At 56.8% G+C, this 26,212-nt stretch carries 22 protein-coding genes; 11 read left to right on the plus strand and 11 right to left on the minus strand.

Features of this window, described 5'->3' with window-relative positions; genetic code table 11:
• Positions 1-315: 315 nt before the first annotated feature.
• The 4 genes from smc to VFA76_10900 all read left to right on the plus strand — a co-directional run bounded on the left by smc (position 316) and on the right by VFA76_10900 (position 6,258).
• Positions 316-4,161: a chromosome segregation protein SMC gene (gene smc / locus VFA76_10885; protein ID HZR32341.1), complete on the plus strand. Its 3,846-nt coding sequence runs from the start codon at positions 316-318 to the stop codon at positions 4,159-4,161.
• Between the two features lie 264 nt (positions 4,162-4,425).
• Complete coding sequence (locus tag VFA76_10890) at positions 4,426-5,337, plus strand: phosphoribosylaminoimidazolesuccinocarboxamide synthase (protein ID HZR32342.1); 912 nt, start codon at positions 4,426-4,428, stop codon at positions 5,335-5,337.
• A gap of 30 nt (positions 5,338-5,367) precedes the next feature.
• The gene (locus tag VFA76_10895) at positions 5,368-5,925 is read left to right on the plus strand and encodes a CvpA family protein (GenBank protein HZR32343.1); all 558 of its coding nucleotides are present in this window, start codon (positions 5,368-5,370) and stop codon (positions 5,923-5,925) included.
• Positions 5,926-5,979: 54 nt separating this feature from the next.
• Positions 5,980-6,258, plus strand: a complete 279-nt coding sequence (locus VFA76_10900; protein HZR32344.1) for a helix-turn-helix domain-containing protein — start codon at positions 5,980-5,982, stop codon at positions 6,256-6,258.
• 119 nt (positions 6,259-6,377) lie between these two features.
• On the opposite strand, the gene VFA76_10905 is transcribed toward VFA76_10900, so the two are convergent.
• Both VFA76_10905 and VFA76_10910 read right to left on the minus strand, forming a co-directional pair.
• Entirely contained in the window at positions 6,378-7,790 is a 1,413-nt protein-coding gene (locus VFA76_10905; GenBank protein HZR32345.1) for a hypothetical protein, read from the minus strand.
• A gap of 377 nt (positions 7,791-8,167) precedes the next feature.
• On the minus strand, positions 8,168-8,545 hold the full coding sequence (locus VFA76_10910) for an LPXTG cell wall anchor domain-containing protein (GenBank protein ID HZR32346.1): 378 nt from the start codon (positions 8,543-8,545) through the stop codon (positions 8,168-8,170).
• Positions 8,546-8,727: 182 nt separating this feature from the next.
• Between VFA76_10910 and VFA76_10915 the strand changes: the two genes are divergently transcribed.
• The 3 genes from VFA76_10915 (at position 8,728) to VFA76_10925 (ending at position 11,711) form a co-directional block, all read left to right on the plus strand.
• Entirely contained in the window at positions 8,728-10,125 is a 1,398-nt protein-coding gene (locus VFA76_10915) for a nodulation protein NfeD (protein HZR32347.1), read from the plus strand.
• 150 nt (positions 10,126-10,275) lie between these two features.
• A complete protein-coding gene (locus tag VFA76_10920; protein HZR32348.1) occupies positions 10,276-11,049 on the plus strand; it encodes a slipin family protein in 774 nt (257 codons plus the stop codon).
• A gap of 53 nt (positions 11,050-11,102) precedes the next feature.
• A complete protein-coding gene (locus VFA76_10925; GenBank protein ID HZR32349.1) occupies positions 11,103-11,711 on the plus strand; it encodes an SPOR domain-containing protein in 609 nt (202 codons plus the stop codon).
• Positions 11,712-11,721: 10 nt separating this feature from the next.
• Here the strand turns inward: VFA76_10925 and VFA76_10930 are convergent, their stop codons facing one another.
• The 3 genes from VFA76_10930 to VFA76_10940 all read right to left on the minus strand — a co-directional run bounded on the left by VFA76_10930 (position 11,722) and on the right by VFA76_10940 (position 16,805).
• A complete protein-coding gene (locus VFA76_10930) occupies positions 11,722-12,291 on the minus strand; it encodes a sulfite oxidase-like oxidoreductase (GenBank protein HZR32350.1) in 570 nt (189 codons plus the stop codon).
• Between the two features lie 184 nt (positions 12,292-12,475).
• Entirely contained in the window at positions 12,476-12,994 is a 519-nt protein-coding gene (locus VFA76_10935; GenBank protein HZR32351.1) for a sigma factor-like helix-turn-helix DNA-binding protein, read from the minus strand.
• A 307-nt stretch (positions 12,995-13,301) separates the two neighbouring features.
• Positions 13,302-16,805: a GAF domain-containing protein gene (locus tag VFA76_10940; protein ID HZR32352.1), complete on the minus strand. Its 3,504-nt coding sequence runs from the start codon at positions 16,803-16,805 to the stop codon at positions 13,302-13,304.
• A 127-nt stretch (positions 16,806-16,932) separates the two neighbouring features.
• On the opposite strand from VFA76_10940, the gene VFA76_10945 reads away from it, so the two are divergent.
• Positions 16,933-18,021 carry an HD domain-containing phosphohydrolase gene (locus VFA76_10945; GenBank protein ID HZR32353.1) on the plus strand — a complete coding sequence of 363 codons (1,089 nt, stop codon included), beginning with the start codon at positions 16,933-16,935 and terminating at the stop codon, positions 18,019-18,021.
• A 69-nt stretch (positions 18,022-18,090) separates the two neighbouring features.
• Here VFA76_10945 and VFA76_10950 read toward each other — a convergent pair whose 3' ends face one another.
• Positions 18,091-18,297, minus strand: coding sequence for a hypothetical protein (locus VFA76_10950; GenBank protein ID HZR32354.1), 207 nt, complete (start codon positions 18,295-18,297; stop codon positions 18,091-18,093).
• 199 nt (positions 18,298-18,496) lie between these two features.
• On the opposite strand from VFA76_10950, the gene VFA76_10955 reads away from it, so the two are divergent.
• Entirely contained in the window at positions 18,497-19,219 is a 723-nt protein-coding gene (locus tag VFA76_10955) for an SIMPL domain-containing protein (protein HZR32355.1), read from the plus strand.
• 7 nt (positions 19,220-19,226) lie between these two features.
• Here the strand turns inward: VFA76_10955 and VFA76_10960 are convergent, their stop codons facing one another.
• The 3 genes from VFA76_10960 to VFA76_10970 are packed head-to-tail and all read right to left on the minus strand — an operon-like array spanning position 19,227 to position 21,785.
• A complete protein-coding gene (locus VFA76_10960) occupies positions 19,227-20,030 on the minus strand; it encodes a hypothetical protein (GenBank protein HZR32356.1) in 804 nt (267 codons plus the stop codon).
• 6 nt (positions 20,031-20,036) lie between these two features.
• Positions 20,037-20,756, minus strand: coding sequence for a hypothetical protein (locus tag VFA76_10965; GenBank protein ID HZR32357.1), 720 nt, complete (start codon positions 20,754-20,756; stop codon positions 20,037-20,039).
• Positions 20,757-20,813: 57 nt separating this feature from the next.
• Complete coding sequence (locus VFA76_10970) at positions 20,814-21,785, minus strand: serine hydrolase (protein ID HZR32358.1); 972 nt, start codon at positions 21,783-21,785, stop codon at positions 20,814-20,816.
• Positions 21,786-21,905: 120 nt separating this feature from the next.
• Between VFA76_10970 and VFA76_10975 the strand changes: the two genes are divergently transcribed.
• Both VFA76_10975 and VFA76_10980 read left to right on the plus strand, forming a co-directional pair.
• On the plus strand, positions 21,906-22,628 hold the full coding sequence (locus VFA76_10975; protein HZR32359.1) for a phosphate ABC transporter ATP-binding protein: 723 nt from the start codon (positions 21,906-21,908) through the stop codon (positions 22,626-22,628).
• Positions 22,609-23,403: an ABC transporter permease gene (locus VFA76_10980; protein ID HZR32360.1), complete on the plus strand. Its 795-nt coding sequence runs from the start codon at positions 22,609-22,611 to the stop codon at positions 23,401-23,403. Before VFA76_10975 ends, VFA76_10980 begins: the two co-directional genes overlap by 20 nt.
• Positions 23,404-23,417: 14 nt before the next feature.
• Here the strand turns inward: VFA76_10980 and VFA76_10985 are convergent, their stop codons facing one another.
• Positions 23,418-23,678: a hypothetical protein gene (locus VFA76_10985; protein HZR32361.1), complete on the minus strand. Its 261-nt coding sequence runs from the start codon at positions 23,676-23,678 to the stop codon at positions 23,418-23,420.
• A 21-nt stretch (positions 23,679-23,699) separates the two neighbouring features.
• Positions 23,700-26,084 carry a serine hydrolase gene (locus tag VFA76_10990; protein ID HZR32362.1) on the minus strand — a complete coding sequence of 795 codons (2,385 nt, stop codon included), beginning with the start codon at positions 26,082-26,084 and terminating at the stop codon, positions 23,700-23,702.
• Positions 26,085-26,212 lie beyond the last annotated feature (128 nt).

Below are 26,212 nucleotides of genomic sequence, written 5' to 3' on the forward strand. Positions count from 1 at the left end.
GCTGCGATGCACCGTTTGCGCTACATTTAAAGGCGCTCTCGCGATTCCCCGACCTAACTTCCTCACCAGCTTCAGGTTCTCTGAGCGCATAAGGTGTCCAAGAAGCAGTGTTACTGGCATGGTGCACACTACATATTGCGATTCGTACTTGACCGAGTCACGAACTGCCGGATAAAGTAGTCGTAATCGGTTCCGTTGCCAGGTGTGGGGACAAGATTTCCAGCTAGGCCCCAAGCCTCCGGAACCACAGTAGTTACCAGCCAAAGAGCACGGCCACGCAGGACGTGATGCCCTCACACCAGGCAAGGAGTGGAATTGCTCAAACTAAAAAAGCTGCAAATTCTGGGTTTTAAGTCCTTCTGCGACCGCACCGAGCTGAAGTTCCACGGTGAAGGAGTGGCGGCCATTATTGGCCCCAACGGATGCGGAAAGTCCAATATTTCCGATGCCATCGCTTGGGTTCTGGGTGAGCAATCGGCGAAGACACTGCGCGGCTCGCGCATGGAAGACGTCATCTTCGCTGGCACTCGCGATCGTAAACCGACAGGCATGGCGGAGGTGTCGCTCACCCTGATTGACCCCGAAGTTTATGAGGGCGGCGATGTTCACGACGAAACCCAGGTCGAGATCCACGACGAGATGCCCCTGGAAGAGTGGGACGAAACCGCACAGCGGGCTCAAGCCGCCCAGGAAGCCGATGAATATGTGCAGGAAGTACAGCCCGGACAGACAGAAGAAGAAGCAGTTTCGGGCACACCGGTTGCCGCAGAGGCCGCTGCCGGCGAGCAGGGGGGAGAAGAATCAGGCACCCAGAATTCGCAGGTAGTTCTCAAGATCAGGCGCCGCAATTTCAAGCGAGTGACGTTTAAGAAGGGCGAGATCGCCGTCACCCGACGTCTTTTCCGCTCCGGCGACAGTGAATACCTGCTGAACGGGAAGCTGTGCCGCCTGCGCGACATTCAAGATCTGTTCATGGGAACCGGCCTAGGGCCGGAGTCCTACGCCTTGATCGAGCAGGGCCGAATCGGGCAGATTCTGAGCAGCAAGCCCACCGATCGGCGCGCCATCATTGAAGAGGCGGCAGGAATCACCAAGTTCAAAACCCGCAAGCGCCTGGCTGAAGCGCGGCTAGAGGATGCCAAGCTAAACCTGTCCCGCGTGAACGACATTTTCGATGAAGTTACTCGGCAGATGAACTCGTTGAAGCGACAAGCCTCCAAGGCCGAGCGCTATGCCAGACTTCGCGACGAGATGCGGGCCAAGTTGCGGATTGTATTAGCCAGCAAGTTCGCGCAGGTGGAGCAAGAGAATCGTGAACTGGCAGCGCAGATCAATGCCGCATCGGAAGAGATGCAGGCACAGGGCGCGGCCATCCAGCAGCTTGAAGCTGAGCATTCAGGGCGTACGCAGCGCGGTTATGCCATTGAATCCGAAGCGCGGCAGAGGCGCGAGCGCCTCAATGCGATCGCGTTGGAGATTGACCGCGCGCAGGCCCGTCGAATTCACAACCAGGAGCGCTGTGGGGAGCTGCAGCAGCGGGCGACAGCATCAGAGACCGAGGCCGCACAGGCGCAAGAGAAAGCGCTCGCCTTGCGGGCGGAGTGTGAGGCGAATCGGCAGGTGCTGGAATCTGCGGCGGCCGATGTTGCCGTGGCCCAGCAGGAGCTCGAGTATTGTCGCCAGCAGGCAGCCCAGGCTGCTGCGGCGCTCACCGCGGTTGAACAGGGCCAGGAAATGGATCGTGCCGCCATACTGCAGTCCTTGGCCGCCGGGTCAGACCTGCGCAACCAGGTCGTGCTCTCAGAAGAGCGGCTGGCTGCGCTGGAGCGCGACGCCCAGCGCATCGGGCAGGAATTTGAATCAGCCAGCGCTCAACTATCAGCCTTCGGAGGTGAACGCGGTCAGTTGGCGCTCACCTTTGAATCTGCTTCCCAGCGTTTGGCAGGGCTAGGTGAGCAGATCGAACAAGTTCGCTCACGAATCGAAAGCCAGCGCCGGGAGGAAGTGGAATGCAAGTCCCGCCTCGACAGTCTGCGCGCGGAATATGCCAGCCTGCTGGGAAAGAAGAGCTCGCTGGAAGCAGTGATTGCCGAGCACGGGTATTCCACCGAATCGGTGCGACGTCTATTCCAGTCCGGTGGTATGCAGGGTGGTCTTGCGCCCGCCGGGGTGCTAGCGGACTTCCTCGAAGTGGAAGATCGCTACGAGCATGTGGTGGAAGATTTCTTGCGCGACGAACTCAACTACATTGTAGTGAAGTCCTGGGATGCCGCTGACGAGGGTCTACGGCTGCTCCGGAGCGATGTGGACGGCCGCGCTACCTTCCTGGTCCATCCCTCGGATTCGCAGGCACGTTTTTCGTTCTCCGTAGATGAGAGCGCGCAAGCGGCTCCCCCGCCCGCTCCTATTATTCCCCTGAAGAGTTGCATTCGTGTGCTCAATGGGTTCGGCAAGTCGCTGGAAGTGATCCTGCCCAAGCTGCGGGACGGTTACATCGTCCCCGATCCCGAATTCGCCAAAAACCTGGCGCTGGAAAATCCGCAGGCTTTCTTCCTTTCCCAATCCGGCGAGTGCTTCCATAACGTGACCGTGACCGGAGGTAAGCAGCGGTCCGAGGGACCACTCTCGATGAAGCGCGAATTGCGAGTCGTGATGCGCGACGTGGCTGAGTTGGAAATCGCGCTCCGGGGCGAGGAGCAGCGAGCCGGCGTTTTGGCGAGAGAGATCAAAGATCTCACTGCCCTGCTGGAGCGGCTGGAGGACGAAAAGCGCGAAGCTGAAAAGCAAGCCATGACTTCGGGCCACTCTCTGCAACAGCTGGATGCAGAGGCCGCGAAAACCAACGAAAGACTCGCCATCTATCAACGCGAGCTGCAACGGCTTGCTGGGGAGCGCGACGAACAAAAAAGCGCGATAGCGGTGAAGCAGCGCGAACTGATCGAAATTGAAGCCGTACGGACCGAATTGGAGCGCAACGCCGCCAAGGCCCAGGAGAGTCTCTCTGAGCTGCGGCGCTTCCGTGATGAAGCCGCGCACAAAGCTTCGCAGCAAATGGCCAGCGTGGCGACCGTCGAGGAACGTCGGCGATCGGCGGCCGTGGCGCTGGAACGGATCGAATTGCTGGTCGCCGAAATGGCTGGCCGGGAGCAGGCTCTGCGCACGCAGGTTGAGGCGGCGCTGGCAGAGCACCAACAACGAGAGAGCGAGAATGTCGCCCTGGCGGACCAGCTCATAGCGGTAGAGCGTGAGCGCGCTGAGGCCGAAATCGGTGAGCGCGAGCTGCTGACAGAATCAGAGCAAGTCCGCGCCCGCCTGGCACAGATTGATGAACAGCTGCGCTCCGCCCGGCAAGCCATGGATCAACTCCGCGATCGGCGCGCCGAAATCAGCACCACAGCGGCCAAGTTGCAGTCGGATTTGCAGTACATGGCGGAAACATGCCTGAATGAGCTCGGTGTCACTCGTCAGCAATTGCTCGAAGACACCACATTGATGCCGGTGGCCGGCGAACAACTGGCGCAAGAAGACGCCATCTACCATCAGATGAGGGCCCACCTCGATTCCATGGGACCGGTGAACATGATGGCGCTGGAAGAATATAAGGAGACCGCGACGCGCCACCAATTCCTCGAAACTCAACGCAAGGACCTGTTGGAGTCCATTGAGAACACACAAAATACGATCCGGGAAATTGATACCGTCTCGCGGCAGAAGTTTGAGGAAGCATTCGGCCACATCAACGAAAATTTCCAGATGACGTTCCGCAAGCTGTTCGGCGGCGGTCAGGCCTTCATGAGGCTCACCGACGAAGAGAACACGGCCGAGAGTGGCATTGACGTTGTGGCCTCGCCCCCTGGCAAACGTCTGCAGAACGTGCTGCTGCTCTCCGGAGGCGAAAAAGCACTCACCGCATTGGCGCTACTGGTGGGCATCTTCCAGTATCAGCCGAGTCCCTTCTGCATTCTTGACGAAGTGGACGCCCCCCTGGATGAGGCGAATATCGGGCGCTTCACCGAACTGGTACGCGAAATGAGCGTGCAGACCCAATTTGTGCTGATCACCCATAGCAAGAAGACCATGAGCATCGCCCCGGTCATGTACGGGGTGACGATGCAGGAGCCGGGCGTTTCCAAATTGGTTTCGGTCCGATTTGGGACCTAAGAGTTGCGAGCCGGAACTTATGTCGTCCCACGACATAAACGTTTTTTAATCTTGTCCAGCTTGTGGGGCAAAAGTAGCTGGCCGATTTTTCCACAATTGCCTCCCTGCAAAGCCTTGTCCAGAGCGCGATTCCCAAGATGCGAGCCTTGTCAACTTTTTTCTCTTGAAATGCGCGGCCTCCGACCGTAGTACTTTCCCCCACCAGTTGACAAAAAAATCTGAGGGGCTAGAATACGCCACGATTTTTCTGTGTAGAATTTCTTCATGACTTCCCAACTCCTCGATACCGTTCTTCTCGAAACCAACATTGATGAGCTTGAGCTTCACGCCAGTGGTAAGGTCAGGGATGTTTACCGAGTAGATAACGAGCGTCTGCTGTTTGTCGCCACTGACCGCATCTCCGCGTTCGATTACGTTTTGGCCTCAGGAATTCCCCATAAAGGGAGAGTTCTTACTCAGCTTTCCCTATTTTGGTTTGAGCTCCTGAAGGGGATCGTTCCCAATCACCTGATCACCGCCGATGTGGACCGCTATCCGGCTCACCTGCGGCCGCATGCCGACCAGTTGCGCGGGCGCTCCATGCTGGTGATGCGTGCTGATATGGTGGCCATGGAGTGCGTGGTGCGGGGATACATTTCTGGTTCCGCGTGGAAGGAATACCAGGCCACTGGCAGCGTGTGTGGGATCGCACTGCCGAAGGGCCTGCGCGAATCGGACCAGTTGCCGGAGCCGATTTTTACACCGGCTACCAAGGCCGTGTCCGGACACGACGAGAACATTTCCTTTGAACGCATGGCGCAACAAGCCGGCCCTCAATTAAGCAAGGAACTGCGGGAAATCAGCTTGCGTCTCTACAAGACAGCCGCCGATTATGCCCGGCAGCGCGGAATCATCATTGCCGACACAAAATTCGAATTCGGGCGCACTCCCGGGGGCCTGGTATTGGCGGATGAAGTTTTGACGCCGGACTCCTCTCGCTTCTGGCCGGCTGAGACTTACCAGCCGGGTAAAGCGCAGGAATCTTTTGACAAACAGTACGTACGCGACTACCTGGAACAAATCCGCTGGAACAAGCAGCCACCCGCTCCCGGCCTGCCGCCCGAGGTGGCGCTCAAGACGAGCGAGAAGTACCTGGAAGCATATCGTCGGCTGACCGGGAAAGAACTGAATGTCTAAACGTTGTACCAGTAAGAAGCGCCGGCGCGCATGACGGGCGTTGATTGGGCAATTATTTTAGGTCTGTTGCTGTCGGTGGCTTTGTCGGCATCGCAAGGTTTTTTTTACGAGGTCTTTTCACTGGCCGGAGTGGTGGTCGGGTATTTAGTAGCGGCGTGGGAATATGAATCGCTCGCCCAATGGTTCATGCCCTATGTCAAGGCGACCTGGGTGGCCGAGGTAGCTGCGTTTTTTGCGGTTTTTCTTGTGGTGGTGCTGGCGGCCGGCATTCTGGGCGGGATTGCCCGCTGGCTGTTGAAGAAAGCTGGTTTGCGCTGGTTCGACCGTCTGTTGGGTGGGGCTTTTGGGTTGGTGCGGGGCGTATTGATGGTGACCGTGATTGTGCTGGCGGTTGCCTCATTTACGCCGGGATCGCGATGGCTGGCGAATTCCAGCCTGGGACCGTATTTCCTGGTGATGGCAAGAGGCGCCATCTGGGTAGCGCCTGCGGAAGTGCGAAACCGCTTCCGCCAGGGCGTGGCGGCTTTGCAGGGATTGACCCCGCAGGTGAATAGTGAAGGTTCAGGAACGTCTGCAGTGCGACGGTAGTGGTTACTCTGGCTGAGTTGACAACAAGCTCCTTACAAAGGAAAGAGAGTTCCCGTGAAGGATCAACTCGAAGCATTAATCATGCAGATGTACAAGAGCGGCATTCTTTATTCCGAGGCCGTACGCGAATTCAAGAAACGTTTCATCCTCACCGTCTTACAGGAGAACAACGGTAATCAATGCCGCGCCGCAAGGCAGCTGGCAATGCATCGCAACACCCTGAGCCGCACTATTCAGGAATTAAAGATAGACGTACGCATGCTGCGCGACGGTACGCGACGCCCGCCCCGTAGCGCCCGACCGCTCGCCTTGGAGAAGAAGATGGCGAGGTAATGCGCCAGCTCACTCCAACAGCAAATTTCCAGACAGATTCCCGCAAAAAAGAAAGGCAGCCGCGAAAACGGCTGCCTGTGATATTTAAACGACCTCACCGGCAACATGCCGGCGTTCGCTTACTGCGAGCGCCGCGTGCGGCGGTGTGCGGGTGCTGCCTTCTTCTTCGGCCCTGCGGCCTGCAGCAAGACACCTTTGCTGAGAGTCATGACAAACGGATTGGGAGTATAGGAAACCGGAATCCCCTCCACTGCGATTTCCTGCCCGACTTTGGGCATGTCGCGCAGCGGAATTGGGGCCGCCATATCCAGCACCAGATCCGCACGTTTTGCGTCTATGTCATCCTGGCTGGCGGCAAGCTCCAGCCGAGTTCTGGTTGCATTGATCACTTGCGCCTTCAACTGTAATGGGACGCCCTTCAGCGTATTCCACACCTGGTCGGCAGCTTGCTGATTGCCGGAGGAGAGAATCAACTCCCAATCCGCAAATGACATGTCCTTCACAGGAGTTTTAGCCACTAAATCAGCGGCCTGCTGGGCGGGACTGGGCGGGGGCGGAGCCGGCGCTACGGTGAATCCTTGAGGGACAGCCGGAGTGGTTTTGGCTTGGGCCACCAACTCATTCCAGCCCTGGTCGGAGCCGTGGTACTTCACGTACTTTGAGCGTCCGTACTTCACGATGTCCGCGTTGCCGTTGCTGAGACCTACCGCACGCGCGATGAACCACAAACCTTGAGGATTGATCGGTTTGTCTTCCAGGAAGGCGAGAGACAAAGGATAAACATCTCTGAGGTTGTTAGGATTATCGCCGACCGCAATTAATAAATTCTCCTGGGCGGCCTTGTAGTCCTTGTTTTGAAGCGCAGCCAAGCCGATCACACCGTGAAAAATGTCACTCGTCTGGGTCTTCAGCTTCTGCCAGTCGGCATCAGACATCCCCTCGGGCTTGGGAGCCGTGTTCAAAGCTTGCAGACCTTGCTGCGCAAATTGAGCACCCTGGGTCAGGTTCTGTTGTGCATTCTGGCCGCTCTCGGCCGCCGCGCGTTTGGTGTAGGCCAGAAGTGCCAGTGCCCGAAGATTGTTGGGATTCGCCTGCAACACGCGATTGGCGGCTTCCTCCGTCTTGCCGTTATTGCCGGTCTGCTGGTAGGTGGCCATCAGCAATTCCAAAGCGTCCTCCTTCATGACGCTGTTGGGATACTGCTGTAGAAACGACTCCAATCCGGATACCTTGGCATTCGGATCCGTCTGCTGCACCGCACCAACATAGGCGTTGTACTCCGCAGGATCCTTGATTTCTTTCTTTTGCTGCGGCTGCTGAGGCGCAGCTTGGGCGCCGGGGGCAGCTTGCCCCGCTGGGGGCGTTTGTTGGCCGGGCGCGGCCTGTCCGGTGGGAGGCGTTTGAGCAGGCGCCGTCTGCTGCGCGGGGGCCGCTCCTGGAGCCGTCGACGGGGTCGACTGCTGTGAGGTAGGCTGTTGCGCAACGGCAACCGCGGCGATTACAAGCACAAAGCTGACGAGCGTCTTTTTCATTCCATGGCTCCTTACAATTTATTGGGAAAAGAGGGCGACTTCCTACTCAGGTACGCAACCGCGTCCCGGAGCTCTCGGACGTGGGCTCGCATTGCAGTCCGCAAGTCTATCCCGGAGAACCGCGACCCTCACTCCGCCTCCAACTGTCCATTCAGTACTGGACTCCAGGCAGGAGCAGAGAGCCGGATTATAAGTATGTACCTCGTCTAAGGCAAGTTGCCTAACCCTGCAGAGACTTTCCCATGTGGATTAGATGCAAATATGCGTGTTTCTGGATGTTTGGCGCACTCTCGTGAATGGATAATAAGGGACCAAGAAAAAGGCAGCTCACGAGCGCTTTCCGGCGCGAGAGCTGCCTTTACGCACTAAACGACTGGCTAGCGATTCTTTCTACGAGTAACCACGCCTGCGGCCAGTGATCCGATACCCAACAAGCCGAGCAAAGGAAGCGGTGATGCCGTCTGGGGCAGGTTCCCGCCGGCGGAAGCGCCAGCATTCTGGTCATTCGCCGCGCCCGCTGCGCGATGTTTGTGAGTCGTGGTTGTGGTGGTGCTGGTCTGATCGGTCGAAGTTGCGCTTTGATCGGACGGAGTGCTGCTGGGAGTAGAAGTAGCATTCTGGTCCGGATTCGAAGAGCTCTGACCAGTCGCGCTGCTGCTGCTCTGGTCCGGGCTCGTGCTGCTGCTGTTGCTCTGGGCCACCGACATGCCGACGGTGATCAGCATGACCGAAAGCAGAAAAAGTAATTTTTTCATCGAAACCTCCGTGAAATAGTTGCTTGTGGTGTTTGGAGATTAGACCTCGATTGTCGGCGGCGGGTTTGCCCGGGATTTCGGCTGGTCAGGGTCGCGCGACAGAGCTGCGGATTGCTACAATCGCCTTAGATCCAACGGCCTAAGTATCATCTGCCTGGTTCCACGGCGCGGAGTCGCTGGGCTTGCCTGAAGTTACGCTAAGGGTGAACCGTGAGACAATGCAGTTCCCTTTTATGAATGTCGGCATGGATTTCAAGCTGCGTACATTCCATTTACGTCCGCTGATTGCGTTGTGCCTTTTCTCCGCCCTGCTGTCGGCAACCAACTCGGCTTCTGCGCAGGTGCTCAAGATCACGGTTCACGACACCATTCACCCGATCACCAACGAATATCTTGGGCGTGCATTGGCCAAGGCGCAGCAGGAAAAAGACCAGGCCGTGCTGATTGAAATCAACACTCCCGGCGGCTTGCTGGATTCCACGCGCGACATTATCGAGAAGATTGTGGCGTCACCGATACCCGTGATCATCTACGTCACTCCCAGCGGGAGCCGCGCAGCCTCGGCTGGGTTTTTTATCCTGGAGTCTGCCGACGTGGCGGCGATGGCTCCGGGAACGAATACGGGAGCCGCGCATCCGGTCATGATGGGCGGCAAGATGGACGATGTGATGAAGGAGAAGGTAGAAAACGACTCGGCAGCCCTGATGCGCTCCGTGGTCGCCAAACGCGGCCGCAACGTGGATGTGGCGGAGAGCGCAGTTCGCAAGTCAAAATCGTTTACTGACCAAGAGGCGCTCTCCCAAAAATTGATTGACGTGGTGGCGCCGAATGAGGATGACCTCTTCAAGCAGATCGCCGGTAAACCTATTCATCGCTTCGATGGCACCACCATCACTCTCAATCTGGTCGGCAAGCCTGTAGTCCCTTATGAGATGACCCTGAAGCAGCGCATCCTCTCCTACATCATGAACCCGAACGTGGCGTTCATTTTGCTGGCGATAGGGGCACTGGCGCTTTACGCGGAATTCAACCATCCCGGAGCGGTCATCCCGGGTGTAGTCGGAGTTATTTTCATTCTCCTCGCCGCCTTCGCGCTTGATCTGCTGCCGACACGTTATGCCGCCCTGATCTTGATCCTGGGATCCTTCGTGCTTTTCGCGCTAGAAGCCAAGTTTGCTACCCATGGAGTTTTGGGAATCGGCGGCATCGCCATGCTCACACTCGGCGCATTGCTGCTGGTGGATGGACCCATTCCAGAAATGCGAGTGGGGCTTTGGACGGCGTTGGCGGTCAGTATTCCGCTCGGGTTGATTACGATTTTCCTGATGGATATTGCTTTGCGCGCGCGTCGAAGCAAGGTCGTTACTGGAGCCCAAGGGCTCGTCGGGGAGATCGGAGTTGCGCGTACTCCTCTGTCACCCTCCGGCAAGGTTTTTGTGCACGGTGAGCTCTGGGACGCCTTCGCTCCGACCAATATCGATGCTGGACAGCCGGTCGTCGTGCGCCGGGTAGATGGTCTGCGCCTCGAAGTGGAACCCGCGCCGGCGGCGCAACCATCGCAAGCTCCCGTGTCAGTCTAGACGGTACCAACCCCCGGGGCGCTGCCCGCTGCCCCGCACCATTCCAAGCAACTGCGCCTTGAGCGAGGAGTCATCGCAAGCGCAACCAATTGATATACAATCCGCGCAGCGACCCGAAACGAGAATGTTTTTGGCCCGGCGGAGGCCTCCATGATCTCCTTCCCCATCATCGTCATCATTGTTGTCGGTTTGTACATCCTCAGTTCAATCAAGATTCTCGCGGAGTACGAACGGGGCGTAATCTTTCGTCTCGGCCGCTTGCTGGCGAATGCCAAGGGCCCAGGGGTGATCCTGGTGTTCGCGCCAATTGACCGCATGGTGCGTATCTCGTTGCGGCAGGAAGCGCTGGAAGTTCCTCCGCAAGACATCATCACTCGCGACAACGTCACCCTGAAGGTGAATGCCGTGATCTTCCTGCGCGTCATTGATCCGCGACGCGCGGTGGTGGAGGTCTCGAACTACGTTTACCAGACATCACAGTTCGCCCAAACCACGTTGCGCTCGGTGTTGGGCGAAGTGGAACTTGATGAGCTATTGGCGCACCGTGAAAAAATCAATTTGCGCTTGCAAAGCATTCTCGATCAGCACACCGATCCCTGGGGCGTGAAGGTGGTCAATGTCGAAGTAAAGCAGGTGGACATGCCGGAAACCATGTTGCGCGCTATGGCCAAGCAGGCCGAAGCGGAACGCGAGAAGCGTTCGAAGATCATCCACGCAGAAGGAGAATTCTCTGCCGCGCAGAGGCTCGTAGATGCCGCGAGGCTGCTCGCTGAGGAGCCGGTCAGCGTGCAGCTTCGTTACCTGCAGACACTGACCGAGATCGGCGTGGAAAAGAACACGACCGTCGTATTCCCCATCCCCATTGATCTGCTAAATGGACTGCATAAGGCACTTGGCACAAAGGCGGCACCCGGCACACCATGAAGACACACTGGCTTTACGAAGAGTCTCAACAACCAGTTGGAGGAGCCACCGAGATGGCGTTGTCGCAGGATCAGGACACCGAAATAACTTTGGGAACGGGACGGATGTTGGCGATCTTCTTCGCCCTGGTGGCACTCTGTGCAGTGTGCTTCGGGGTCGGGTACTCGATGGGGAGGAACAGCTTCAAGCCTGACGTCGCACAAACGGCCACGCCGGACGCTTCTGGAGTCAAGCCTAACAACGCGAAAACGAAACCAGCGAAAGCGACGGATACCGGCCTGACTTTCTTCGAGACTGTGAAGCAGAACGAGGGGGATGCGCCGGCGAATCCCGCGCCCAGTCCGGATGCGCAAGCCAGCAAACCCGCTGCTGACTCGCCAACCCCGAACAATGCTAACGCAGCGCAACAGCCATCCCAACTCACCGGCGTCCTAGGCGCGAGCGGTTACATGGTGCAAGTGGCGGCGGTCAGCAAGAAGGAAGATGCAGACGCCTTAGTGGCCGCTCTGCAGAAGAAAAACTACGTTGTAGTGGTCGCCGGCAATGAGCCCTATGATCAGCTTTTCCATGTGCAGGTAGGTCCGTTTAGCGATATCAAAGACGCTGAAACAGTCCGCGCAAAATTGGTCGGGGACGGCTATAACCCAATCCTTAAGAAATAACCGGGGACCATCAATCGGTATCGAAGCGCTGTTCCTTCCAGGGATCGCCGTAAATGTGATATCCGTTCTGCTCCCAGAACCCCGGAACATCTTGGTTGAAGAATTCCATTCCCCGGACCCACTTCACTGATTTCCAGCCATACAGGTGCGGCACAATCAGGCGTAAAGGATATCCGTGCTCGGGCGTGAGTGGCTCACCGTCATGATGGGTTGCGAACAGCACGTCCTCGCGATCAAGATCGGGGAGCGGTATATTTGCGGTATAGCCTTGCTCTGCATGTGCCAGCACGAACCCTGCCCCAGGCTTTAGCCGAACCAGCTTCAAGAGCTCGCGAAAGGCAACTCCCTGCCAACGATTGTCAAAGCGGCTCCAGCGTGTGACGCAATGGAAATCGCGCGTCACCTCAATTTTTGGAAGAGCGTTTAATTGTTCCCAGCTGAGCCGGACAGGCTCCTCAACCAGTCCAGCGATGCGAAAATCCCAGGTCTTGAGGTCTGCCTTCGGAACCGTCCCATACTGCAGCACCGGCCACTTGAGAGTGAGCGATTGTCCTGGAGGCAAGCGGCCTTGGCGCCGCATCTCCAACTCGCGCTGTTTCCGTTCATTGCCTTCAAACAGCATATGGACAATTAGACGCAGTTGCTCTTGCGCAGCTTCAAGTGTTTTCGTCTACCGGAATCAAGGGAAGGAAAGCGGACGAGCTACTGTGGGCAACAAAAAAGGCGCGGTCATGGACCGCGCCTTTCACCACTCATGACTCAATCTAAACCATGCTGCTGACAAGTTCACGCACCCGCAAGCGGGCTTGGTGAAGGCCGAACTGCGATTCCTGCTCTTCCAGTCCCAACGCACGGGCTATGCGGGCATGGTCGTAACCTTCCACATCGTGCAATAGGAAGATCAAGCGCTCGGTGGGCGGCAGCTGTACCACTGCCCGCTCCAGGTGAACACGTTTCACGTTATGCCGTACCGAAGAAATTTCAGCGCAAACAGGAGCGCTAAGACACAGGGTCCCGACGGGCATCAATTCCCGGATTTCGCTCAGCAGTACTTTATCCAGAGTCTCTGAACTCGGAGCCGGGCTCATGGCAAAAGCGCGGCGGAACACGCTGCCCGCAATCTCCTCAGCGCTCATTTCATTGTCGGTCATCCAAAATGCGAGAGAGTAAATGCGGTGGCGGTGCTCGTCAAAGCTTTCCTGGTAGGCCCCGAGAGGTTCCGTGGCTGCAGGAAAATGTGCCGCTAGTGCTGTAATCTTTGCCTGGTTTACGGCGCTTGCCATCGTTGCCCCCTGAGAGAAGTCTTTCAATTTGAGGCCTGTACCCGACCTCATGACAATCAGACTGTTGCACTTACTGAGCCAATCGTTTGTTCGATGAAAGCTCGCTGTCGATCTTTCGATTCAAACCCGTTGGGAGGGAAAATGTCGCCAAAAGAACCGGAAAGACCGCCGATTGCCACTCGTAATCGTCTTTCTGGGAATTTTCGCCGAAAAATTCGGGTTTCGGTAAAGTTAGGGCGAACAGGAACCCTGAACATCAAAAGTGGTACCTGGATGCCTACAATGGGTCGCTTGAGTGACAACAGGGTTATTGAGAAGCAGATGCGGCGTGCACTTTGCTCAGCACGCGCCGGGTGGCAGCTATGATGTCGCCCATGTCAAAAGGCTTAATCAGATATTGGATTCCCTTTTCATCCAAGAAAACCTGGGTCGCGGCATCAATTACTGCGAAAGTGAACAGCAGATGCTTCTGGCTACCCGCACGGTTTTGTGCCAGCCAGTCGAACATCCTCTGGGCTGCCCAACCATTAGGCATGCTGCCATTCAGGATGTAAGCATCGAAATTTTCTGCTCTCATCAGGACGAGAGCTTCCTCTGCAGAACTGGCGGTTGCGACCTTTGCCCCTGCGCCTGCGAGCACTTCGCGTTCGAACTCGAGCACGCCCTCCTCATCGTCCACCAGCAGAACGCGGCCTTCAAGGGCAAGCTGCCGCGGAGGTGAAATAATTGGTTGCTGCAACTGAATTGTCTTATCTGCCGCAGGCAGGCAAACCAGCACGACCGCCCCACCCTCAGGCGAATTCTGGGCTGAGATTTCGCCTCCATGCTCCTTTACGATGCCATAGCAAATGCTCAGCCCAAGCCCGGTGCCTTTTCCAACACTCTTGGTTGTGTAAAAAGGATCGAAGATGCGTTTGGGGTCGAGAAGCCCGGGCCCACTATCATGGAACTCGACACATACGCGGGCTTCCTGGCTATAAATCCGCACTCGCAGGATGCCACCTCCTTCACCCTCCTGGATTGCGTCCACCGCATTGTTGATGATGTTAAGGAACACCTGCTCGAGCTGGTGAGGGTCAGCAATCACGGAGGGAAGATCAGGAGCCACCTCGCGTTCCAAAACAATATTGCTGCGCTTGAGATCGTATTCCCGCAGAACCAGCGTGTCCTCCAGCACGCGGGGAACATCTACTTCGATCTTCTGGGGCTTGCGTTGTCGAGCGAATGAAAGCAGGTTCTGTACCAGGCGGTGAGTGCGTTGCGCCTGGGTGAACAACTTGCGAACGAAGTCCCGTGAGCGCTCGCCCAGAGCTTCGTTTTCCAGCAATTGAGCGTACCCCAAAATAGCGGTCAACGGATTGTTCAACTCGTGCGCGACGCCCGCGATTAATTGTCCAATGGCAGACATTTTCTCGCTCTGCAGCAGCTGCTCCTGGGTCCTGCGCAAGTCCTCGTAGGCGCGCGAGGTCTCCTCATACAGACGTATTTTGTCCACAGTAGTAGCCAGCTGACGGCCGATTGCAATCACCAACTTTTCGTCGCTCGCGGTAAATTCGCGTTCCTCACGGCTGCTGATGCCCATCACCCCCAGCGGTTCGTCCTTGCCCCACAGGATGGCCCACATCCACGAGCGTAAGCCTTCAGCGCGGATGAAGTTGGTTACTGGCTCAGGCAGGCGCGTAAGGTGCTTTGGAGTAAGGACTTCAACTCGCATGCGCACGATAGCTTCCCACGATTCATGGGACAGGATGAGTTCCGGGTGCAGTAATCCCATTTCGGTGCGATGGCCCCAGGAGGCGCGCCGCCGGAGTTTGTCTGAGCCGTGTTCGGTCAGGTAGACCGAACCCGTCTCCGCGTTGAATAAGTGGATCACCTGCCGCAGAGTAAGGCTAAGAATTTCGTCCAAGTCAAAGGACTGTGTGGCAATGACCGCAATGGCGTTGAGCACGTGCAACTCGCGATTGCGGCGGCGAATTTCATCCTCTGCTCTCTTCTTTTCAGTGACATCAAGGAGGAAACCTTGGTAGCGTTCGATTTCGCCAGCAGCATTACGAGTGGCAAAACTGGTTTCCACGGCAGCCAGGGTGCTTCCGTCACGCTTGCGAAGCTGTACTTCAAAGCTACGGACGTGATTATGCGTCTCTATTTGCCTGAGCAACTTGCCTCGCTGCTCCAACGAGGCGTAGAGCGCATCGGCATTCAGCGCCAGTAAATCGTCGCGTTGTGCGTACCCCAGCATGGTGACCAGGGCGTTGTTGCAGTCCAAGAGCTTGCCGTGCCGGTCGGCGACAAACACTCCTTCATGGACCTGTTCAAACAGGAGCCGGTACTTTTGTTCCGCGGCGCGATATTCGGTGGTGTCGCGAACAATATGTATGGTGCCAAGCTCTTTTTGACGGTCATCGTCGCTGTAGGAAGGGGTCCAGACATAGGACGAAGTCGAGACCAGAGAAGACCCCCCGAAGCAAGGGTCGGCGCCTTCGGCGAACTCAGCCGTAATGTGTGTGCAATACGGACATCCCTGCCATTCGGTTCGGTCGTGCGGCAATACCTGGTCGCAGGTGCTTTCAACTACTTCCAGCGGTGACCGACCCAAGCGGGTCAATAACGCGCGATTGGCCTTCATGATGCGGTATTCGGAATCGTGGACCAGGATGCAATCCTCGATCGAGTCAAAGGTGCTGACCCATTCGCGCTGAGAGCGCAGGATAAGCTCAAGCAGCGCCAGGTTCTCTACTGCGATACCTAGCTGGTTAGCGGTAGCCCCTAGAAATTCCAGCTCCTCCATCAAATACGAACTCTGACGGCGATACGACAGGGCGAGCAGTCCGATTACGGATGTCTTACCTTTCACAGGTATGGCAACCACGTAACGCATGCCATCTCGTTGGAAGTGATCCCGAGTAGCCGGATCGAGATCGCTTGTCTTCAGCAAGGCTGGGGTAGAGCGGGCCACCAGGGTCGCTAGTGCTCTATCGTGTTCCCAGTGCTGACGATTTTTAAGGAATTCGGGGGCCACTCCCAGCCGCCCAGCGATGATGGTGCGGTTCCCTTTTAAGAAGCGGAACCACGCGGCACTCGCGCCCGTCAGCTGCTTTAGCTGTTGCAGTGCCATTTCCAGCATGGCTTGCTGGTTGGGTGCCTGAGTGATAGCTCCGGCGAGGGCATTTACCACACCCAATTGGCGAGTGCGGATTTTTGACTCATCCAGGACGATCATCAGCATGCCAAGACAAAGCACGCTCTCTATCGCAAAATCCAAGCCGGAGAATAAATGTCCCTTCGCGATGCCCGGTTCCAGGTGCAGCAAGGGCAAGGAGGCACACAGCAGCCAGGGACCGATCCGCCAACCACCCCAGCTTTGCCGTATGAGCCGAACCAGGGCAAAAAGAATACAGACTCGGAATGTGCCTTCAAGTGCCCACAGAACCAAGGGTGAATGGGGCCAGAATATGTCCCGCAGCACCGCCATCGCGATTCCCATGGTGGCCGCTATAGCCGCTGGCAGCAGGAGAAATTGACTGTTGGTGTAGAGCAAAATTGCCGCGGAGAAGAGAAACACGGCTGCAATGAAGGCGACGGCCGGCGCCCAGCCCAGCCCGAGGTTCGAGGGCAGTAACCACTGCGGCCCGCGGTAGATGAGATAGGCCAGCCAACCCAGCATCCAGGGGAGAAGGTAGCGGTGCCGGAAAGTTCGAAAGACAAGAAGGCTGGCTCCCAGAAGCACCAGTATTTCCGGGGCTTCGGCGGGAGGTAAGGCGCCGACGAACTGAGCGCCGCCCATCCAGGCGCACCACCGCGAGAAGTTCATTCCAAATCGGGAATCGTGAGGCGTATATACCACGGAACCCGAAAGTAATCATGGTTACCACCGGTTATGGGCATTACGGCGGGGGAACTGCGCTACAATGGCCTTCCCCCTGAGCTGAGTACAACAAATGGCAGCCGAGCGCATTCTTGTGGTTGATGACGAGGAGGCAATCAGAGAGATTGTGACCTCCATGCTGAGCTCTGCCGGGTATCAATGCCAGCAAGCGTGTTCCGGCAAAGAGGCGTTGGCGGTCATTGAGTCGGACCCCCAGTTCGAGCTTGTGCTCTCTGATTTGATGATGGCCGAACTCGACGGCATTGGCCTGCTGGAACGCGCCAAGGAACAGTATCCCGATATACCGGTTGTGATGGTCACCGCCGTCCATGACATCTCTGTTGCCTTGGCGGCAATTCGTAATGGCGCCTATGACTACCTGCTCAAGCCGTTTGAGCGTGAGCAATTACTCGCGACGGTGCGGCGCGCGCTGGAAAATCGGCGCCTGAAGATTGAGAATCGCTCCTATCAAACCAACCTCGAATCTCTGGTGAAGGCGCGAACCGACCAGCTTTATCGCGCGATGAGCGACCTGGAACGCTCGTACGACATCACGCTTGAAGCCCTCGGGGACGCGCTCGACTTAAAAGACGCAGAGACAGAAGGGCACTCCAAGCGCGTTACTGCCTTCACCATCGCCATCGCCCGAGCTATGGGGGTGGGAGACGATAGGATACGTGTCATCGCGCGTGGCGCCTTCCTCCACGACATTGGAAAGATGGCCATTCCGGATGCCATCCTGCGTAAGCCGGGAGCCCTCAATCCAGAGGAAGTCACCATTATGCGCGAGCACTGCTTCCGCGGTTACCAGATGCTGCGCAAAATCCCCTTCCTGGCTGAGGCGGCCGATATCGTGTATTCCCACCAGGAGCGCTACGACGGCACTGGGTATCCTCGCGGACTCAAGGGGTCTGAGATCCCAATGGGGGCACGCATCTTCTCCGTAGCTGACACGCTTGACGCCATCACTTCCGATCGGCCCTACCGGGCGGCACAGTCGGTGGAGGCTGCGCGTGAAGAGATTGCCCGCTGGGCTGACCGGCAATTCGATCCGGATGTGGTCAAGGCATTCCTGGCAATGCCAGCGCGGATCTGGGAAGAATTACGTAAGGAGATTGACTCGCAGATTTACCGATTTGCGTATTCCGCAGCAGCCAAATAGCAGTTCACCTATGGCTAAAACCTGTGGGGCTAGCGGGTAAATAACGAGGGAAGGGCGCGCAACCCACCGCTATTGAACCGCCTGCAACGACTCCGATACGCGATTGAGGGCAACTTGGATCCGGTCGAGTTCTCGCTGGGCAGCCTCGTTCCACTCCACGGCGTGCTGCAGGTTGTCCGCCAGCCAGCGCAGACTCTGCCGCCCACGGTCCGTGAGGAACAGCACTCCCAAACCACCGATTCCCATAAGTGCCAAGGGTACATACCACGTTCGCATGAGGCCTCCTTCGAAAAATAGCCTTACATAATTAGATGCACGCCCGCAACTGTAAAGTTTAAGACTTCAGCGGAACCCTCCCCCTTTGGGCGGGGCTTGGGTCGGTAATTTCAGGCGCAATAGTGCCAGCGAAGTGCGTTCTATTGGTAGATTACACTCCTGTTTTGTCGCGGGCGCGTTCGGGAGGGAAGACATGCAGATGAAGATGGCAGTCTGGGTTGTGGCACTCATCACCAGCCTAAATTTGGCCTCTGCCCAGGAACATCCGACGGTAAGCGCTCAAGCGAATACAGTTTATGTAGGAGCCGATGGCAAGTACGAAGCGGCGCCGGATACGGCGCTGGTGCAGTTTAGTATTTCCACTCAGGCTGATACTGCCAAAGCCGCCTACGATCAGGCTAGCCGCGGAGCGGAGCAGGTCCGTCAGCTATTGCGTTCAAACGGAATCCCTCCACAAATGGCGGAGTTTGGATTCTTCTCTCTGCAACCGATTTACGACTATCGCTCACCCAAACACAAGCTCGTCGGATATCGCGTGAACAGCAGTGTATCGCTCAAACTCAAAGACTTTTCCAAGGTCTCGCCCATTCTGCAACAGCTCACCGACATTGACGTGACCGAATATCAAAGCATCAATTACATCCTGGAGGATATGGACGCTGCCAAACTAAAGGCGGTAGACCAGGCCTATGCCCACGCCCGGCAAGAAGCAGACGCGCTAGCCAGGGCCGCCCAGCGCGCTGTCGGAGAACTGTCTTACGCTTCAGTGGATACGTTCGAACAGGTCAGACCTATGCCCATGGCCGCTCGCGCCATGATGGGAGCCATGGACAAGACTGCGATGGCCGCTCCCACCGAAGAGTTCACTCCTCAGAAGGTCACCGTAACCGCGCACGTCAATGCTTTGTTTACCCTGAAATGAAGCAGGATCACACCTTTGAGAATATTCTGCCGAGCACAGTTTTGGCCTTGGCGGCAGGAAGGTTAAGGCGCACCAGGATTGCCCCCACTTCGTTCTGTTGCAGCCGCTGCGTATTTTTGCGCAGCTGGATCATCTCCTGAAAAGCTGTAAAGCGATCCAAGCAGTTAAAGCAATCCTTTATGTGTTCTTCGGCTAGCTCGCGCTCCCGCCAGCTGACCTGACCATTAACGATATTGTTGAAGGTCTTGAGGGCAAGACATCGTTCTGACTTGGTCTTTTCCGCCTCCTGCATCAGCACTCGAACCGAAATATTGAAGGCGTCAGGCGAGCTACCGGGAAGGACTTTTGTGAGCCTTTCGTCGGCAACCTTCTGGGTGGCTTCTGCCGTGGCGGCTGCATTCATCATCATGGGCGCAATCTGCTGCGCGCTATAGCCCTTGATGAACATCCATAACATCGCGCGCTCGATCAATGTAAGGTCCTTCATAATTTCGCGCATCTGTTCCAGGGAAATCTGTGGAACTGGCACGCGGGCGACTTCCCTTCCATAGGCAAATACCAACTCCCTGAAGGACATCAGGAATTCACGTTCGTTGGAAAACTTGATCTGTCGGAACCATTCATTCTGATTGGCTCTCGCTCGCTGGAAAACAGCAAGAACATGCGTCTCAATGTCGGGCGACAATGTCGGGAAATAATGCTGCAAGAGAGTACGGGTAAGTGCCCCGTAGTCGCGCGCAAAGTCCTCCCAACCCTGCCGCTCGCCTCGGGAGCAGTCCTCGACTATGGAAAAGACAGTACGGATGGCCATGGTTAATCAGTTTGCAGGGGCGTGGGATCGCACGGGGTCAAGTGGAAGCTCACGCTGCATAATCATCTCGATGCTTGTGCCCGGCTCCAAGCGAACATCGTTGCCGCGAGTCAGCATCGCAATCGCCAGGCCGGCGGCGCCGCCAATCCCGGATCCAATCAAAGCTCCCTTCCCGCCGCTGCTCAAACCGCCTACCACAGCGCCGGTGGCAGCAGTGCTGGCAGCTGTACCAATCTTTTGCCCAGTCTGGCCCTCCTCCTGGATGGTTCCTTCCTCACCTTTCGTCTTTTCGTGCGCGGCTCCCGGGAGTCTGTCTACTGATGCGGGCATCAGGAGGGTATAGCCGTTCGGAAAGATGAGAGTTGTAAAGTGCATCAGGAGTTCGGCTTTACCTTTGACCCGTCCCGGGCGACGGACGCGGTCAATGGTTCCCTGGACGTAGGTGCCGGCCGGAATCAGCATTCGTCCATTCATGGCGACTGGAAAAGCGGTTTCCGCATACACTGGATCGCCTTGGCGGGCCGTCTTGGTGGAGATGGCCTGCTTGAGCGAAAGAGGAATTTTGGTTCCGGCTGGAACCACCAGCGCCACCGCCCTTTCAGAGCTTGTGTCCGCCTTAGTAGTCAGAGCAGGTGCGGATTCCTTGCTGTCCCCGGAGGCGGGTTGGTTCGGTGCCTGCCCCCACGCCAGCGCGGTTAACAAGATGCAAAACCCAAAGCTACGCATACGCACTCCTCTGACAAGTATAAGACTTCGGGGACAAAGAGAGTAGCGCGGCGGCAGCTATTTGCTAGCCTCTTGTGCGCCGGTCTTCAGACCCGCGGGCGCCCAGGCGTCCACGATTGCTTTTGACATTCGAGCGATGAGTAGTTCAGCTTCATTTTCCGCGTTCCAGCTTTGGTCTTTATTGTCATAGGTAAAGGCGGAGATCACGATCGGCCCGGATTTACTTTCGATCAGCGCAACATCATTGCGCACGTCGTCCAGCATGCCAATCTTGTCGGCGATGGCGGAGGGCGTCTCGGATGTGTCCACGACTTCCAAATAATGCGGAATCATGTTGCGATATTGCTGGTTACGCATAATGCCGATCATCTGCCGGCAGAGCGCGGAATCAGAGATGCCGTTCCAATCCGCGGGTGCAGAGGTTGGCGGTTTCGCGCTCGTGGCGCAGCCTTCGACGCTCTCCATGACCTCCGCCATTTCCCGCGCTGTAGTCTTTCCCAGCCCGAACTGCTTGCTGTCCGGAGGTAGTTGGCCCTCGGCAGGCTTGTAAACTTTCTTATACAGGTAGGTATTCTTCAGGCCCATGCTGTTCATTCGCGCGTTGACCGAGGGGATCCCGACCTGATCGATCACCATATTTGTTCCCGTGTTATCGCTGACGGTCATCATCAGCACGATGGCGTCCTGCAACGTGAGCTCGAGCCCAGGCTGGAGAAATGTCAGGACTCCCGAACCGGGTACCTGGTTTTCTTTAGTGAGCGTGACTTTGTCGGTCAGGCGGCGCTTTCCTGCTTTGACCTGCGCGTAAGCCTCTACCATGAGAGGCAATTTGATCACCGACGCGGTCGCTACAGGCCGATCAGGATTAATCGCTACAGTTGCGCCCGTCTTCATATTGATCGCATAGAGCGCCACCTTCCCATGATGGTGCGCCGCCATGGCCTCAATTTTTTGCTGCAAGTTGGCAGCAAACGCAGGGGTGACCAATAGCGAAAGAACCATTAAATTCTTGGTTAAGCCCGGATGCATTGTTTCCCCTTTGCAAATGTCATGGGACCAGCCGAATGAATATAACCCGTGTCGATGGTTGGCATAGCCCGGATGTTGCCGACAGAGTCTTCTGCCAACCCCTCAGGCATAATATTGTGAATGACCCTGCCCGCAGCGCCGGAACCTACGACATCCGACGCGCCACTGTTGAGGACTGAACATCTCAGCCGAGTGGTGAACGGCGTTGCGATCGTAGATGACATCTCGGTTGAGGTCCGCACTGGTGAGACGCTCGCAATCTTTGGCCCAAGTGGCTCAGGTAAGACATCATTCCTGCGACTTTTGAATCGCCTGGATGAGCCCGCCAGCGGAACAGTTTTTATTCAGGAAATAGATTATCGGCAGATTCCGCCCCGTGAACTTCGCCGCAAAGTGGGGATGGTCACGCAACGGCCTTTTCTGTTTCCGGGAACCGTAGCCTACAACATCGCTTTTGGGCCACTACAGCGCGGCGAAAATTTACCGGACGACACCATAGAGCTGTTGCTCACCAAAGTTGGCCTGCCCGGGTTCTCTAACCGCGACGTGACTAACCTATCGGGAGGCGAAGCTCAACGCGTTTCACTCGCCCGCGCCCTTGCTAATTCGCCAACTGTTCTTCTCATGGATGAACCAACGTCCGCCCTGGATGACGACGCCAAGCAGGGCGTCGAATCACTTATCAGGAGCATCATCCGCGATGCCCGGCTCACCTGCGTGATCGTTACCCATGACATGCCCCAAGCTGCCCGCATGGCTGATCGAGTCATGATGATTCAGGCTGGTCGTGCTATTCGCATAGGCCCAGTAAAAGAGGTGCTACATGCTCAACTGGTTCTTTAACGGCCAACTACAGCTAGGCCTGGCCCAGGCTGCGGTTTCAGCTGCGTTGGCAATCGCGGTAGTTCTGCTTGCCCGCAAGCGTCATATCCACCTAGAACGAGAGACCGCGATAGCGCTAGTCCGAGGACTGGTCCAGATCATTGCGGTGGGTTCCGTTCTGGTGGCTTTGCTGCATGCGCCGCGGTGGGTCAGCATTTTCCTGCTTACAGGAATGATCTTTGCCGCCGGAGCCACCTCAACCCGGCGTGCCAAGGGCATTCCCGGGGCATTCAGAGTTTCCACTTACGCCATCGCATTAGGAGCTGGCGTAGTGATTGCGATCATGACGGGTCTGGGCGTAATTGACACCGCGATCACGGCATTGATCCCAGTCGGCAGCATGTTGATCGCGAATTCAATGAATACGAATGGCCTGGCATTGAACCGCTTTCGCTCTGAAGTGTTGGCACATGTGGGTGAGGTGGAAACTGCCCTGGCATTGGGCGCCGGACCTAACGAAAGCGTCGCACCCTACGTACAGGCATCGTTCGAAGCCAGTCTCATCCCGGCGATTGATTCGCTGCGATCGCTGGGGATTGTCTGGATACCTGGGTTGATGGCAGGAATGTTGCTGTCCGGCGCGAGGCCGATTTACGCGGCTATCTATCAGTTCGTAGTTTTGGCGATGATCTTCGCAGCGTCAGGTCTCACCTCGCTGGTGAGCACGACTTTTATCCGTGGTCACGCGTTCTCTCCCGCGGAGCAGCTCATTCTTCGGCCTACATTGGGAAAATAGATCAGATGGGATTCTTAGCCCGTGCGCTGCCTTGTGTTTAGCAGGTTGTCCATGAACTGCGACTGCAGCTTGTGGGCACATTGCTCGCCGCATACCGGGATGGCACTTTCACGCACAGCGACCTCTTCATCCCATGGCGCCAATGAGAGTACGGGCGCGTTGCCAGAGGGATACGTCGTCCACATCATCCACCAATGATTGGTGTTGCCCTTCAGCACGCCGCAGTTCGGTCCGGCGCAACGCTGGAGAAAGTACTTTCCAGCCTCTTGGGTCATGGGAGAAGGCCTCACAGTCCCTTATTTGTAAATCAGGTATTTCTGGCGAACCTGCTCAAAGGCCTCGAGTGCCTCGCGCCAGTCGGCTGCGATACGCTGCGGATCCTCTCCCGCCATGATCGCATCGAACACCGCTTTGTTCGCGAGCAACTCTATCATACGGTCCATGTGGTACTGCTGCGGATACAGGTGGCGCAGTGCTGACGCTAGTTCGATGCCCAGTTCCGGCGCGTTTAAAACGGTGCGATCAAGAAGAATGATGTTCACTCCCTGGCACAGCTGGCCGGCATAATTGCTGGCGTTTGGAGTGAAGCTGATGGGTACCAATCGAACACCCGGAATCTGCCGGGCGTTCAGGAAATCAGCCAGTTCCCTGGCACTCACCCAAGGCGCACCCACCAACTCGAACGGGGTGTCCGTGCCTCGGCCCACGGAAACATTTGTACCTTCAACCAATGCCACTCCCGGATACAGGGTGGCTTCGGTCAAGCTGCGCAGATTTGGCGAAGGATTTACCCAGACCAGCGATGTCGAGTCAAACCAATCGCCGCGCATCCAGCCCTGCATCGGGAGAACGTTGAGATTCGCGTTAAGGTGCCGTTCGACGTTAAACATCCTCGCCAACTCTCCCATGGTCATGCCGTGGCGAATAGGCATGGGATGATAGTTGGTGAAACTTTGCGTTCCGGAATCGGGGATTGGCCCTTGGACCATCGATCCGGTAATCGGATTCGGCCGATCCAGAACCACGATCTCAATGCCCGCCTGCGCCGCCGCTTCCAGGAAATAACCGAGCGTAGTTTCGTAAGTGTAGAAGCGCACGCCCGCGTCCTGAATGTCTATAAAAACAGCGCTCAGGCTCTTAAGCACATCGAGTGAAGGACGGCGTTCGGCGTCAGTGTTTCCATAGACGCTATAAACCGGTACTCCCGTGGCTGAATCGGTGGAGTTGCCGATTGAAGTGGTGTCGAGCGTGCCAGTGACACCGTGCTCGGGGCTGAAGATGGCGGCTAGTGAGACTCCGGGCGCGTGGGCGAGCACATCAATGGTGCGGTGGCCTTCGGCGTCGAGACCGGTTTGGTTGGTAAGAATTCCGATGCGCTTCTGGGTTGCCGTGCTATGAAAAAGGTCGAGATCGAAATTGCTGACTTCGAGAACATCTATGCCCGTTTTTACCGCGCCCGCCCGGACCTGCACATTGCGCGCGGCCGTCTCGGCTTCGTTGTAGCCGGTAATGCGCGCGAGCCGCACCTGGTCTTTTTCGGCTACGGTCAGGTGCAGGGCGGCGGCGACCGCAGTCGCCACTTTGGAGCGCAATGAGATGGCAGTGCCTTGTCCGCGCGGGTGCACTCCGTTGGCAAGAATGATTATGTAGGTGCGCGTCGTGGGATCAATCCAAATGGAGGTTCCCGTCCAACCAGTGTGGCCAAAGGAGCCGACGGGCAAGAGTTCGCCGCGATTGCTGGAGAGAGGCGAATCTATGTCCCAGCCAAGCCCGCGCACGCTGGTAGCTGTGGGCGGTTGCTGGGGCGTACTCATTTTCTCGATGATGAGGGGCGAAAGGATTTTTCCGCCATCCAGCAGGTCCTGAGCGAACTTGGCGAGGTCATCGGCGGTGGAGAATAGTCCTGCGTGCCCAGCCACTCCGCCCATGCGCCGCGCCCGGGGATCGTGCACCACACCGCGCAGCATCACATTGCGCTCGTCATACTCGGTGGGCGCGATCCTGGGCAACCATGCATGCGGGGGCAGAAAACGCGTATGCGCCATTCCGAGCGGCAGGAAGACATGCGCTTCCGCATACTTATCGAGCGGCATGCCGGATACCCGCTCTACCAGTGCTCCGAGGACAATGAAGTTGGTGTCGCTATAGATGAATCGTGTTCCGGGTGGGCTCGCCGGCTTCTCCTGAAAAGACATCTGGTAGGCAATGTCGCGTCCCTGCCATGGTGGGTTCAGATCAATGTCTGGGGCCAGCCCGGAATAGTGCGTCAACAGTTGGCGGACAGTTATGTCCTGTTTGCCATTGGCAGCAAACTCCGGAATATAACGTATGACAGGATCGTTGATCCGCACTTGACCAAGCTCCACCAGGCGCATCACCGATGTGGTTGTGGCCACCACCTTGGTAAGTGAAGCAAGATCAAAAATGGTGTCCACCGTCATGCGCTCGCGCCGCGGCTCCAGCGATCTCCAGCCAAATGCTTTGCGATAGACCACATGCTTGTCGTGCCCGATCAACACTACGGCGCCGGGTACCTGACGGTTGGTAATTGCATCCTGAAGAATTGCATCTACTTGCGGAAGCGGAATGGCGTACGACTTCTTGGTTTTTGCGTATGAAAAACTGGTCAGAATGAGTATGCAGGCCAGCGCAGCAGCTCGGTTGCGAAGCCGGAGAATCATCTTCAATGGGAATAAACTTTGCAAAGTGAAGTAATTGCGAATTTACACAACCCCCGATCCGTTCTCAAGTGACCATTATGTGCCCCCTGGCAAACTCGCGCCCACGCAAGCGTGAATGATCGGCATCT

Source organism: Terriglobales bacterium (genome assembly GCA_035651655.1).
Lineage (GTDB): Bacteria > Acidobacteriota > Terriglobia > Terriglobales > Acidobacteriaceae > DASRFG01.